The following is an 11,229-nucleotide window of genomic DNA, read 5'->3' as shown; positions in this document are numbered from 1 at the left end:
TATGCTCGGATTTGAGGTCACCGGACCCTACTTGAGCGCCTTGCTGATGAGCCTTGGGGCGCTTTGCGTCTTCATTTGGGGAGTTCTCTCGGGCGCCTTCCACGGCGCCGATGACGCGGCCACCAGATTCTACGAAAGGGAAGTGGAAAATGACAACGCCAAGCACGCCGGCAAGCACACCGGAGAGTGACGGCTCGGATCAAGGTTCGGACCACGAGCACGAGTTGGAAGAATATGCCGGCGGCACCATCCAGGCGCGGCACGGATATCTCCCGGTATGGCTGCTGGTCGTCTACACGGTTCTTTTCGTCTGGGGGCTCTACTACGCCTACCTTTATTGGGGCGGGGTCGGGCCGGGAAGGATCGGCTAGGGAGCACGGTCGCGCACGCTAGGTGATGGCTGACGAGTTGAGTGAAGGAGCAGGAGATGCTGGTAGCTAAGATCGTAATGGGTTTAGCGATTCTGAATCTTGTCCTACTGCTCGCCGCGCTCGCCATGAACGTTGCACTTGTTTATTTCGGCTGACCAGGAGGCGGCGTATGCTTGCAGATACCGTTTTCTCGTTCGCAAATGCGAGTCCGTACCAAGCGATCGCCTTTATCGGCGGCGCGATAGCCACCGTCGCCTTCTTCGTATGGGTGGCTTACCTCGTGCGCCACTAGCGGGGCGGAGCAACATTTCTCGTTGAACGAGCGGCGCGTCGGCAGGAGGTCTGCCAATGACCTATTACCTCGTGATCTTCGCCGCTGGGTTCGCGGGCAGCTTTCACTGCATCGGCATGTGCGGTGGCTTTGCCTGCGCGCTGGGCCGCGATCAGCGGGGGGGAGGCGCAACCGTCCTTCGCCACCTGCTCTATAATACTGGCCGACTAACAACCTATTGCTTTCTGGGCGGGCTCGCGGGCGCGCTCGGTCAGGTCATCTGCACCACGCAAGGTCTAACGGCGGCGCCGCTCTTGAACGGCTCCCTCGACATCGCCCAACGAATTCTCGCGATTGCCGCTGGCCTGCTCATGATTGCCATGGCATTGCAGTTCTTCGGCTTGCTGCAGGTCTTTCATCGGCTTGCGATCGGATTCGGCGGCAGCACATTTGCAATGTCCCTGCGCGGTCTGCTGACGGCCCGGAGCAGCGCTGCGCCGCTCGCCTTTGGCGTGTTCAACGGCTTCCTGCCATGTCCCCTCGTCTATGCCTTCGCCGCCCAGGCGGCGAGCACCGCCGGAGCGCTTCCCGGGTTTCTCGTCATGGCATCGTTCGGACTGGGAACCTTCCCTGCGATGTTGATGATGGGCGGCGTCGGCCGGATACTCGGGCCAGCCTGGCGGCTGCGCGGCGTGCGGCTGGCTGGTGGCTTTATTCTTTTGCTTGGTCTCATCACGCTTGGCCGTGGTCTCCTGCCTTCCGACGCGCATATCGGCCTTGCTTGGCTGGGCGGACATCCCGCATGACTGCGCATGGCAATATCTTGTGTAGCCATTGCTCGCTGCCTGTTGGCCGGCGCCCAATGGAGCGCAGGCTCAACGGTGAGGCTTGCGCGTTCTGCTGCTACGGCTGTTGCATCGCCTTTCAGGTGAAGAGCGGCAGACACGAAGAGTGGGAGGCCGCCTGGCTTCTGATCCAGCTCGGCGTGGGCGGCTTTCTGTCTATGAATATCATGATGTTCAGCCTTCTCCTCTATTCGGATGCATTTACCGGGGTCGATGCGGGCGTGCTGCCGTGGATTCACCTTTTGCTCTGGATCTTCGCGACGCCGGCGGTGGTGATTCTCGGCGGACCCTATCTGCGCGACATGTGGCTCAATGTCATTCAGGGACGCGTGACGTCGTCGGCGCTCATCGTGCTCGGCGTCGCTGCCGCCTATGTTTATTCGGCATTTGCCGTGTTCGAGGGCAGCACGCATGTCTATTTCGACACCGCCGTGATGGTGCTGATGCTGTTCACCGTTGGCCGCTATCTCGAGGCAGTTGGCCGCGCCAGGGCGGCGCGCGACCTCGAACCTCTCCTGGCCGCCGAAAGCGAGAGCGCAACCGTTGTCGACGGCGCGGCAGAGGTCCGCCGCCCGGTGCGGGAGGTGACGGCCGGAATGCTGGTGCAGGTCCGGCCGGGCGAGCGCATTCCAGTCGACGGCGTGGTTGTCGAGGGGGAATCGAACACCGATGAAGCCGTGATTACCGGAGAAAGCCGGCAAGTGACAAAGGGCGCCGGCTCCAAGGTGATTGCCGGCAGTATCAATATCGACGGCCCGCTCCTGATCCAAAGCAGTGGTGACGGAACTGCAACCCGCTGGGCGCGTATTTGCCGGTCGGTGCGCGAAGCGCTGGGCCGTCGCAGTCCAACCCAGCGCCTTGCCGATCGCGTCGTTGGCGTGTCCGTGCCGCTCGTCCTCGCCCTCGGCGGGCTGACGATCGTTTACTGGGCGCAGTCATTGCCGTTCGATCGGGCGTTGCTGATTGGCCTCTCGGTACTGGTGGTTGCCTGTCCTTGTGCCGTCGGCCTCGCTGCCCCGATGGCGACATCACTCGGCATCGGCCGGCTGGCGCGGCACGGCTGCCTCGTCCGCGACCCCGGCGTGCTCGAGACCCTCGCGCGTGTCCGGTTGCTCGCCTTCGACAAGACCGGCACTCTGACGGCGGGCAAAGCGCGTCTCGTCGGCGTCGACTGCGAGGAGGTCGGCATCGACGAAGTACTCGCGCGCGCCGCCGGTCTGGAGCGCCTTTCCGAGCATGGTCTGGCGCGGGCCATCGCGGCAGCCGCCGCTCAGCGGGGCATCACGCCGCTCGTCACCCGCGATGTCCGGACGGTTCCCGGCCGTGGTATCCGCGGCAGCGCCGAAGGCCGGCCCGTGGCGGCAGGGAACGGCAGATTGATGAATGATCTGGGCTGGCCGCTTCCCCCGTCGCTGGCCGAGCGTGCGCGGTCGCTGGAGGCGAGCGGTCATTCGGTGGTCTATGTCGGTTGGGGCGAGCAGGTTCACGCCGTGCTGTCGCTCGATGATTCACCGCTTCCCGAGGCGCAGGCCGCGATCGCGGCCCTGCGCGAGCGCGGGCTCGACGCCACGCTGTTGACCGGCGACTTGGCGCAAGCGGCGGAGCGGATCGCGGCCCTGGTCGGGATCAAGGACGTCCAAGCGGGCCTTTCGCCGGAGGCCAAACGGCTGGCCCTGGATCGGCTCCGCCATGACCACGGTTCGGTGGCGATGGTCGGCGATGGACTGAATGACGGGCCGGTCCTGGCCGCCGCAGATGTCGGTATCGCCGTCGGCTCCGCCACCGATCTCGCCCGCGAGACTGCGGCGCTCGTGCTGCCTGCGGACGGATTGTGGATGCTGCCCTGGATCGTCGACGTGGCCCGCGCGGTCCGCAGGACCATCTTGACCAACCTTATGTGGGCGTTCGGCTACAACCTCGTCGCCCTGACGTTCGCAGCATTCGGACTTCTGCAGCCAATCCTTGCGGCGGCGGTCATGGCCGGCTCGAGCATCCTCGTGGTGGTGAATTCGCTGCGGCTGGAGCGGCTGCCCGATCCTGTTCCAGCGCTGATCCCGGAGCAACGATCCGGCGCCGAGGTGGAGCGTGCCCGCCATACTGTCGGCGCTTCGGTCATGGCTGGCTCGGCCGTCGAGCGGAGCTGAGCCTCGCCTTCAACCAAACACGTCACGTGAAGGCGTCGTACCAGCCTTCCGCCGCGCGCCGCCTAGCGGCGGACCCCGGAGCTTTCCTCGGCCTTGCCGTCGACAGCGGCTTCATGGCACGGACAATCGCTCAATCCAGCTATGCAGCGGCTGCCGGCTCTTGCTCGACGCAGATGGTGCGGCTGTCGGCTTCGGAAAGGGGTTCGTCGAGCAGGCCGCAATGGTGCGGCGTCCGGGACGATAGCCGGACGCGGACGCGAAAATGCCAGCATGAGAGACAGGCGCCGAACGCGCGGCCATTGTTGCGGGCGATTGAGTTCCTAAGGGTGCGCCTGAGTCCGTCAAGCAGCTTCGCCACATTGCCGTCGGTTGCCTGCTCGATGTCTGTGGCGACGATGCGCAGGGGATCGCGCGCCAGTGCATGTTCCGCCTTCGGAGTGAGTGCGAACTCGACCGAACGCCCGTCGCGCGCGCTTGGACCCCGCGACACATAGCCCTTGTACTCAAGTGAGGCCAGCGTCCGCGACACCGTGCCCCGCGTCGAAGCAAGATAGTCGGCAAGCGCCGCTGGCGTGCGCGAGAAACGGTTGGCGCGCGCGAGATACCTGAGCGCGTCCCACTGAGCGGGATTGAGCCGCCCGGACTGCTCGCCCGAGCGGGCGAGGCGCTCCAGCCGGTCGATCAGATGGGCGGCTTCGAGAGCCTCTGGCGAAACAGGCATGATTGCTCCTAATCAGTGTTGACCGGCTTGGATTCGCGCTGCAGTAATAGCTAGTAGCAATTATCTCGGCAAGCCCAAGGAGGACATTCCATGACGACCAGTTCCATTCCGGGTTACCGGCTCGGCGATACGACGCTGCCCAAGTCGCCGCTCACGAAAGACGATCTCGCGACGCTCAAGACAACGCTGCTCTTCGGAGACGCGGACGTCGCCGCGCTGCGCCAGGCGCACGGCGTCGTCGAGGATCAAGTCGAAGCCATCCTCGACGTCTGGTACGGGTTCGTCGGCAGCACGCCGCACCTCCTCGCCTATTTCAGCGACGCCAAGACGCATCAGCCGTTGGGCGCCTATCTCGATGCGGTGCGCAAGCGCTTCGGCCAATGGATCCTCGACACCTGCCGGGCTGACTACGACGAGGCATGGCTTGCCTGGCAGGACGAGATCGGCCGCCGCCATCACCGCTCCGGCAAGAACAGGACGGACGGGGTCTCGGCAGCGCCCCATATCCCCATGCGCTACGTGCTCGCACTCGCCGTTCCGATCTCGGTCACCATGAAGCCGTTCCTCGCCAAGAAGGGGCATGCGTCCGCCGAGGTCGAAGCGATGCACGCCGCCTGGAGCAAGGCCGTGTTGCTGCAGGCCATTCTGTGGTCGAGGCCCTATGCGAGGGAGGGAGACTTTTGATGGCGGAACTCCGTCCGGCGCCGGACTGGCAGATCGCCCATTGGCTCAATGCTCGCTCGCCGCTGGCAGAACTTCGCGGCAAGGTTGTGTTCGCGGTGGCGTTCCAGATACTGTGTCCCGGTTTGCGTTAGTCACGGCCTGCCGCAAGCTGTCCGGGCGCGCGACGCGTTCCCCGAGAACGATCTCGCCGTGATCGGCCTGTACACCGTGTTCGAGCATCACGAAGCGCAAGGAACGCGCGCTGCGCTCGCGGCCCTGCATGAGTGTCGCATCACCTTCCCCGTGGGCATCGATGCGCAGGATCCGGGCAGCGAGGGTCCACAGACCATGCGCGCCTATGGCATGCAGGGCACGCCGACAACGCTTCTAATCGACCGGCGCGGATACTTGCACATTCACAAGTTCGACCATCTTGATGACATGCGTCTCGGTGCTGCGATCGCGACACTCATCGGGATACGCTGACACCGAGGCGCGCGGGCGAAGCAAAACCGAATGCCGGATGTGATGACGAGGGATGCCGCATCGCTGGGCAGGCCCACGCATAACCTTACCCTTTCCGACAGGGCCGCGGTACGTCCGTCACGACACGAACAGCGGGACACGTTGCGGCGCGGGTTGAGCATGACTCGGTGTGGATTCCATCATCTTGTCCATGGCCCGCCTTGCCCCGTGTCGTCGTGCCTAGACCGCCTCGGCGGTTGGCCTCACTTGGCAACGGTGATCAACCAAACACGTCGTGCGTGAAGGCGTCATACCAGCCTTCCGCCGCGCGCGCAGCCTGCCGGCGGACCTCGGAGCTTTCTTCGACCTTGCTGACGAAGCTGATGACGCTCTTGAGCTTCCCGTCGACGGGTTTGAAGCTGATGGCGTTGCTGAACGCATCGTCGGGGGCGAGATAGGTGTAGCAGGTGTTGAACAAATGCGCCGGGAAACGCGCTGATCCGGTGAGATCGGCCGCGATGGCAAAGGCGCAGGCCTTGGCCTGGCTGTTGGCGCAGAAAGCGGATTTCGGCATATCCCCGCCGATGATCGCGTCGCCGACCAGATGGACACCGGGCTGCAGCGCCGATTCGAAGGTGACCGGATCGACCGGACACCAGCCCGACCGATTGGCGAGCCCTGCCTGCTGCGCCAAGCGTCCGGCCATTTGCGCCGGGATGACATTGGCCACCGCGGCCTTGAATGTTGCTCCCGCGGTGATCACCGACCGGGTCTTCGCGTCGATTGCCGTGACCCCGCCGGTGAACTGGGCCGGTAGCCATTCGATCATTCCCGGATAATGGCGGTTCCAAGCGTCCTGGAACAGGTCCTGCGCGTTGAAGCTGTCTTTCGCATCGAGGATCAGAATTTTGGCCTTGGGTTTGCGGCGCTGGAAATAGGATGCGACGAGCGAAGCGCGCTCGTAGGGGGCGGGCGGGCAGCGAAACGGATTCGGCGGAGCAACGAGCACGAACAGCCCGCCGTCCTCCATGCTTTCCAGTTGCTGGCGCAACAGCCTGGTTTGCTGCCCTGCATTCCAGGCGTGCGGCATGATCTCCATCGCCGCTTCGTCATAGCCCTCAAGCGCCCGATCCCTGAACGCAATGCCTGGCGCAACAACGAGACGGTCGTAGCTGAGCTTTGAACCGTTGTTCAGCGCAACGGTTTTCGCCGCCGGGTGAATCGCCGCGGCGGACTCATGGACGACGATGATACCATATTGTTTTGCCAGCGCTTCATAACCATGACTGAGCGATTCGAAGGGGCGCAGCCCGGCGAGATAGAGATTGCTGAAGAAACAGGTCGCGTAGCTCTGCCGCGGCTCGACCAGGGTCACCTCGATAGCCGTGGCGCTGGCGGCGAGATATCTGGCGACCGTTGCGCCGCCGATGCCGCCGCCGATCACGACGACACGCGCCTTGGCCTGGCCCCGCGCCTTCGGCTGGTTGAGTGCCGTTAGCAACGCTGCTCCGGCGAGGCGGCTGAACTCGCGACGCGTCCAGGATTTCATCGCGGGTTACTTCCCTGCTTCGCGACATAGCGCGCGACGCTCGCGATCTCCTCGTCGCTGAGCGACAGCGCGATAGCGTGCATGATGTGATTTGAACTCTCGCTCGCCCGGTAGGCAAGCAGGGCGTTGGTGAGCCTCTCCTCACCAAGCCCGATGATGCTGGGAATGCCTGTGCCGCCGCCATCGAGACGATGGCAGGACGCACAGGTCGCGGCGAGTTGAGCGCCTTGATCGGCCTCCGCCGCCGCGCCGGATTGGCTGACGAGCAGCACGAGGCCCGTGGCAATCGCAGATCTCGCGACGGGGCGCATGCTGAATACCCGTCTGTTTCGCAGTTTTCCGATCACGCTCCCACTCAACTTGTCACGCCATAATTCGCGCAGCTCGATTGCGCCGCCACCTCAACCGACCGTGAACTGGTGCGACAACGTATAGACGGCACCGCCATCTTCTTCCCAAACGAAATCGAGCCGGCCGCTCTCCGTCGCGCGCAAGGAAAATTCGAAGAACGGATTGGCCGAAATCGCCTCGTGGAGATCGACACTGAACACCACGGTTTCGTTGTATCGGCAGACAAACTTGTTGATGATCTTGCGCGGGATCACGTTGCCTTGATCATCATGGCGTAGCCCTGTTTCCATCTCATGGCTGATGATGGTCTTGACCTGAAAAATCTCTCCCTTCGCCGCGGCGCTCGGCACGATCACGCGGGGTGTCGGGGTGGTCACTGTCTCTCTCCGATCTCAGGCACAGCCATCCGTGGCGACACGGACCCACGTCGTGGTCATCAGCAAGACGCCGTCATTCATTTCAGCGACAGCGACGACGTGTTGCGGTTTGGCAAGCCGGATGCGTGTCGACACGCGAGGTAGACTGCGTTGCGGGACGAAATGGAAACTGGCGACTTCGATAAGCGGGTTCCGCGGCGCGAACACGCGCATCTGCCTCACATGGTCGGCCTCGGTCATGGGGCTGTCGATGTAAAGACTCATGGGCACGGTGTAGCCGGTCGGGAAGTCCGCCGGCATAATCAGATGAAGGCGATCTGACATCGTGGCCTTCCGTCCGATGAGTTGCTCGACGAGATCCAACGCTTCATCGTTCGCACGCGCGCTCGGCGGCGAGAAGAGCGCGACTCCGGCAAATCCCGCACTCCCGGCGATCAAAACATCGCGGCGCGTCAAGCTCATCGTCCCGGTCTCCAAACCTGCCACCTCTAGGCCACTCCAAGAACACATCGGCGGCGGCAGGCGGCGCACTCGGACACATCAGTGCGGCAGCTTCTACCAAATTTAGCACCGACACCCGCTGGGAGCAATCTCGCGGAAGTGCCCATGGACGCCCTTGAAACCAATGCATTCTGTTCAACAACGATATTCAACTTGCACGATGGAGTTTGCGGCGGGCCGAAAACCAATAGAAGCGTTGCACCGACGGCGGCTCGCGTCTGCTCTGTGATCTCGAATTGTACCGGCCGCCCCGTCTTCCTTTGGACAATCACTGCTCGGTCGCGAAACTACGCCGGAAAGCGCAATGTCGCCGACCGTGATGGTGACTAGGTCGCAACCTCGAAGCTTGCTCGATGGCGAGATTGAAGAGGTGCCAGATCCCGTTCCGCGCCGGACATCTGCAGTCGTGTTCTAATGCTCCAAACCTCGCGCGGTTTCAGAGGAGGCTTCTGACCGACGATGTGGCCTCTGTTCCTGTTAGACATGGTCCTTCTCCATGCCACCTTCCGCAGCCGCAGCGCTCAACACGAGCAAGCGAATCTAACAATGGGCTGTGAGAGCGTCGCCGAGGATTTCAGCCTAGTGGGCTCCCGGTCGATCGAAGCCGCGGGCCGGCAATGGGCGCAGTCGCGCCATTTGTCGACTTTTGCCTTGGACACGTCGAAGGTCACGATCAGATCCCGTTCCGACCCTTATGGTCCTAGGCGCGACGAGCAGCTCTGGAGCGCTTCGCCTCGACCGTTGCTGAGCCAGCCCATGAAGCCAGGAGACCACTTCGCAACGAGGCCTTGTGCTCTGACGGGTCGATGGGCTGTAGCGCGTCTTTTGTTCCCATCGCGGCTGAGGAAGCGGGTCGTCAGTCAGGAAATGACCGATAGCATTGACAATGCACCAAACCCTCCTCGCCTTTGGTCCGTTGGACCGATGACGCTGCCGAGATTTCCCCATTTCTCGTCTGCGTTGTCGGTCTCTTTTTTGGCCGGGCGGGCGGCAACTCGTTCGGATTGCCCTTTAGTGGGGGAGCGTCACCTGCACCGATTAAGCGGTTCGGTGCCCTGCGTTCTGGCCCTTAGGAATGTGTCTCGTGCCGAATGCCGTTGTTGAACGGTAAAAAGGGGGCTGTTTGTGGAGGCGTTCAGTATTAGGCGCTGGGGCCATCTGGTCCCGTCATTGCGTGCCATTGCTCGATGTGCGGGCCCGTTTGAGCGCCAAGCGACACACACACCATGGCCAGCAACGGTAAGACTGTGATACCATTGCACAAGCTGCGTCGCCGCCGGCAGACTGCCGTTTCCGCGAAGCCGGACAAGCGCAGTGCTTAGTATCGTAAGTCTCAACCCGATGAACAAGTAGCCGCGGATTATGGAACTTGTCGTCGCCCTTGGCCTGATCGCCTTCAAGGTCGCGTTGCTGATTGCGATCCTGCTGCTGCTGCCTTTGCCGCTGACCTGGGTGGAACGCAAGATCGCCGGGCACATCCAGCAGCGGATGGGGCCGATGCGCGTGGGGTGGCACGGGCTGCTGCAGCCGGTGGCGGACGGCATCAAGCTCTTGACCAAAGAGGACCACATCCCGGCCGAAGCCGACCGCTTCCTGTTCAAACTGGCGCCAATCCTGGCGCTCGCCCCGCCCTTTGTGGTGTTCGTCGCGATCCCCTTCGGCGAAAGCATCTCGGTCCTCGGTCACGAGATCACACTCTACGTCTCCAACATGAATGTGGCCCTCCTTTTCGTCTTCGCGGTGATCGGGATCGAGGTCTATGGCGTCATCTTCGGCGGCTGGGCCGCGAACAGCAAATACGCGGTCCTAGGCAGCCTCAGAACCTGCGCGCAGATGATCAGCTACGAGATCCCGATGGGGTTCGCGGTCATCGGCGTGGTCATGCTGGCGCAATCCATGAGCCTGCTCGATATCGTGCGGGCACAGGCCGATGTCTGGAACATCGTCTACCAACCGGTCGGGTTTTTCGTATTCTTCGTCGCCGGGCTGGCCGAAGCGCAGCGCATTCCATTCGACCTGGCGGAGGCGGAAGGCGATCTGGGGGCCGGGTTCCATACCGAATACAGCGGCATCCGCTTTGCGTTCTTCATGGTCAGCGAATACGCCGTCATGCTGCTGGTGTCGGTCCTGTCGGTCATCCTGTTCTTCGGCGGCTGGAACGGCGTGCTGATCCCGTTGCCGCCGCTCCTCTGGTTCGTACTCAAGGTCGCGTTCTTCGTCTATCTGTTTATGTGGTTCCGCTTCACTTTCCCGCGCTATCGCTACGACCAACTGATGGCGATCGGTTGGAAAGTCTTGCTTCCACTGTCATTGGCGAACATAATCATAACTGGTGTTGCTTTTCTTTAGGGGCCGCAGCGGCTCCGCAGCGAGGCGGCGATGTCGCACGCACCGGACAGAAGTGGAACATGGATCGGCTGGGCGTTCTTCGCCGATCTGGCGGACGGCCTTGCGCTGACCTTCGGCTACATGTTCTCCAGATCCGTGACCATGCAGTATCCGGACAAGGAAAAATGGTTGCCCTATTCGCGTTACCGCGGGCATCACTTCCTGAAGCGCGACGAAGAGGGCGAGATCAAGTGCGTGGCCTGCGAACTCTGCGCGCGGATTTGTCCCTGCTACTGCATCGAAGTCATCCCCTACGAGGACGAGAAGGGCAACCGGCGCCCGGCAAAATTCGAGATCGACATGGCCCGGTGCCTGTTCTGCGGGCTGTGCGAGGACGCCTGCCCGGCGGACGCGATCGCGCTCGGCCAACAGTACGAATTCTCGAGTTTTTCCTCGCGTGACCTGGTGGTCGGGCGCGACGATCTGCTCGACAAACCGGGCAAGGCGACGACCGGCGGCGGCGTGGTCGCCGCGCGCCTGAACACCGAACAGGACGTGCTGGTCGAGACGAGCGAGCCGCAGGGATACGACTGGTGGCGGAATATCCGCCGAACGTGAACGCGCGGCAGCCGTCAAGCCGGAG

Annotated in this window: 15 protein-coding genes and 1 pseudogene; 10 read left to right on the top strand and 6 right to left on the bottom strand. The window is 62.9% G+C overall.

The features are described from left to right. Position 1: 1 nt before the first annotated feature. The 5 genes from BQ8794_RS10480 (at position 2) to BQ8794_RS10465 (ending at position 3,631) form a co-directional block, all read left to right on the top strand. Complete coding sequence (locus BQ8794_RS10480; RefSeq protein ID WP_077376560.1) at positions 2-190, top strand: hypothetical protein; 189 nt, start codon at positions 2-4, stop codon at positions 188-190. Then, complete coding sequence (locus tag BQ8794_RS10475; RefSeq protein ID WP_077376557.1) at positions 150-371, top strand: hypothetical protein; 222 nt, start codon at positions 150-152, stop codon at positions 369-371. The genes BQ8794_RS10480 and BQ8794_RS10475 overlap by 41 nt, the downstream gene beginning before the upstream one ends. A gap of 169 nt (positions 372-540) precedes the next feature. Further along, the gene (locus BQ8794_RS36995; protein WP_280174578.1) at positions 541-663 is read left to right on the top strand and encodes a hypothetical protein; all 123 of its coding nucleotides are present in this window, start codon (positions 541-543) and stop codon (positions 661-663) included. A gap of 56 nt (positions 664-719) precedes the next feature. Then, entirely contained in the window at positions 720-1,448 is a 729-nt protein-coding gene (locus BQ8794_RS10470) for a sulfite exporter TauE/SafE family protein (RefSeq protein ID WP_077376554.1), read from the top strand. A gap of 56 nt (positions 1,449-1,504) precedes the next feature. Further along, positions 1,505-3,631 carry a heavy metal translocating P-type ATPase gene (locus BQ8794_RS10465; protein ID WP_077376551.1) on the top strand — a complete coding sequence of 709 codons (2,127 nt, stop codon included), beginning with the start codon at positions 1,505-1,507 and terminating at the stop codon, positions 3,629-3,631. Between the two features lie 139 nt (positions 3,632-3,770). Here BQ8794_RS10465 and BQ8794_RS10460 read toward each other — a convergent pair whose 3' ends face one another. Then, positions 3,771-4,352 carry a MarR family winged helix-turn-helix transcriptional regulator gene (locus BQ8794_RS10460; protein WP_077376548.1) on the bottom strand — a complete coding sequence of 194 codons (582 nt, stop codon included), beginning with the start codon at positions 4,350-4,352 and terminating at the stop codon, positions 3,771-3,773. Positions 4,353-4,442: 90 nt separating this feature from the next. Between BQ8794_RS10460 and BQ8794_RS10455 the strand changes: the two genes are divergently transcribed. From BQ8794_RS10455 to BQ8794_RS37180, 3 genes are read left to right on the top strand one after another with little or no spacing between them, the layout of a single operon-like run. Beyond that, the gene (locus BQ8794_RS10455) at positions 4,443-5,036 is read left to right on the top strand and encodes a protoglobin domain-containing protein (RefSeq protein ID WP_077376545.1); all 594 of its coding nucleotides are present in this window, start codon (positions 4,443-4,445) and stop codon (positions 5,034-5,036) included. Beyond that, positions 5,036-5,167 (top strand): hypothetical protein, encoded by a 132-nt coding sequence (locus BQ8794_RS37185; RefSeq protein ID WP_342187962.1) that lies wholly within the window; start codon positions 5,036-5,038, stop codon positions 5,165-5,167. The genes BQ8794_RS10455 and BQ8794_RS37185 overlap by 1 nt, the downstream gene beginning before the upstream one ends. Before the next feature lie 58 nt (positions 5,168-5,225). Further along, positions 5,226-5,501: a TlpA family protein disulfide reductase gene (locus BQ8794_RS37180; RefSeq protein ID WP_309508715.1), complete on the top strand. Its 276-nt coding sequence runs from the start codon at positions 5,226-5,228 to the stop codon at positions 5,499-5,501. A gap of 259 nt (positions 5,502-5,760) precedes the next feature. Here BQ8794_RS37180 and BQ8794_RS10445 read toward each other — a convergent pair whose 3' ends face one another. The 5 genes and pseudogenes from BQ8794_RS10445 to BQ8794_RS37350 all read right to left on the bottom strand — a co-directional run. Beyond that, positions 5,761-7,029: an NAD(P)/FAD-dependent oxidoreductase gene (locus BQ8794_RS10445; protein ID WP_077376543.1), complete on the bottom strand. Its 1,269-nt coding sequence runs from the start codon at positions 7,027-7,029 to the stop codon at positions 5,761-5,763. Then, entirely contained in the window at positions 7,026-7,340 is a 315-nt protein-coding gene (locus BQ8794_RS10440) for a c-type cytochrome (RefSeq protein ID WP_077376540.1), read from the bottom strand. Before BQ8794_RS10440 ends, BQ8794_RS10445 begins: the two co-directional genes overlap by 4 nt. 90 nt (positions 7,341-7,430) lie before the next feature. Further along, positions 7,431-7,757, bottom strand: coding sequence for a thiosulfate oxidation carrier complex protein SoxZ (gene soxZ / locus BQ8794_RS10435; protein ID WP_174654410.1), 327 nt, complete (start codon positions 7,755-7,757; stop codon positions 7,431-7,433). A gap of 15 nt (positions 7,758-7,772) precedes the next feature. Next, positions 7,773-8,219, bottom strand: a complete 447-nt coding sequence (locus tag BQ8794_RS10430; protein WP_077376537.1) for a thiosulfate oxidation carrier protein SoxY — start codon at positions 8,217-8,219, stop codon at positions 7,773-7,775. 230 nt (positions 8,220-8,449) lie between these two features. Beyond that, a pseudogene (locus BQ8794_RS37350) lies at positions 8,450-8,743 on the bottom strand (site-specific integrase); the annotation flags it as partial. Positions 8,744-9,620: 877 nt separating this feature from the next. Between BQ8794_RS37350 and nuoH the strand changes: the two are divergent. Together nuoH and BQ8794_RS10415 are read left to right on the top strand one after the other, a co-directional pair. Further along, positions 9,621-10,607 carry an NADH-quinone oxidoreductase subunit NuoH gene (gene nuoH / locus BQ8794_RS10420; RefSeq protein ID WP_077376534.1) on the top strand — a complete coding sequence of 329 codons (987 nt, stop codon included), beginning with the start codon at positions 9,621-9,623 and terminating at the stop codon, positions 10,605-10,607. A 30-nt stretch (positions 10,608-10,637) separates the two neighbouring features. Then, a complete protein-coding gene (locus BQ8794_RS10415) occupies positions 10,638-11,204 on the top strand; it encodes an NADH-quinone oxidoreductase subunit I (RefSeq protein ID WP_077376531.1) in 567 nt (188 codons plus the stop codon). Positions 11,205-11,229 lie beyond the last annotated feature (25 nt).

It is taken from the genome of Mesorhizobium prunaredense (genome assembly GCF_900156895.1).
In the GTDB taxonomy this organism is placed as follows: domain Bacteria; phylum Pseudomonadota; class Alphaproteobacteria; order Rhizobiales; family Rhizobiaceae; genus Mesorhizobium; species Mesorhizobium prunaredense.
This window is presented reverse-complemented; position numbering and strand designations above follow the sequence as displayed.

What these genes read in the sequence shown, in the direction of transcription:
- BQ8794_RS10475 (WP_077376557.1), top strand. Translation starts at nt 150, where the DNA reads ATGACAACGCCAAGCACGCCGGCAAGCACACCGGAGAGTGACGGCTCG.
- BQ8794_RS10470 (WP_077376554.1), top strand. Translation starts at nt 720, where the DNA reads ATGACCTATTACCTCGTGATCTTCGCCGCTGGGTTCGCGGGCAGCTTT.
- nuoH (WP_077376534.1), top strand. Translation starts at nt 9,621, where the DNA reads ATGGAACTTGTCGTCGCCCTTGGCCTGATCGCCTTCAAGGTCGCGTTG.
- BQ8794_RS10460 (WP_077376548.1), bottom strand. Translation starts at nt 4,352, where the DNA reads ATGCCTGTTTCGCCAGAGGCTCTCGAAGCCGCCCATCTGATCGACCGG.
- BQ8794_RS10465 (WP_077376551.1), top strand. Translation starts at nt 1,505, where the DNA reads ATGGAGCGCAGGCTCAACGGTGAGGCTTGCGCGTTCTGCTGCTACGGC.
- BQ8794_RS10430 (WP_077376537.1), bottom strand. Translation starts at nt 8,219, where the DNA reads ATGAGCTTGACGCGCCGCGATGTTTTGATCGCCGGGAGTGCGGGATTT.
- BQ8794_RS10415 (WP_077376531.1), top strand. Translation starts at nt 10,638, where the DNA reads ATGTCGCACGCACCGGACAGAAGTGGAACATGGATCGGCTGGGCGTTC.
- BQ8794_RS36995 (WP_280174578.1), top strand. Translation starts at nt 541, where the DNA reads ATGCTTGCAGATACCGTTTTCTCGTTCGCAAATGCGAGTCCGTACCAA.
- BQ8794_RS10445 (WP_077376543.1), bottom strand. Translation starts at nt 7,029, where the DNA reads ATGAAATCCTGGACGCGTCGCGAGTTCAGCCGCCTCGCCGGAGCAGCG.
- BQ8794_RS10440 (WP_077376540.1), bottom strand. Translation starts at nt 7,340, where the DNA reads ATGCGCCCCGTCGCGAGATCTGCGATTGCCACGGGCCTCGTGCTGCTC.
- BQ8794_RS37185 (WP_342187962.1), top strand. Translation starts at nt 5,036, where the DNA reads ATGGCGGAACTCCGTCCGGCGCCGGACTGGCAGATCGCCCATTGGCTC.
- BQ8794_RS10455 (WP_077376545.1), top strand. Translation starts at nt 4,443, where the DNA reads ATGACGACCAGTTCCATTCCGGGTTACCGGCTCGGCGATACGACGCTG.
- BQ8794_RS10480 (WP_077376560.1), top strand. Translation starts at nt 2, where the DNA reads ATGCTCGGATTTGAGGTCACCGGACCCTACTTGAGCGCCTTGCTGATG.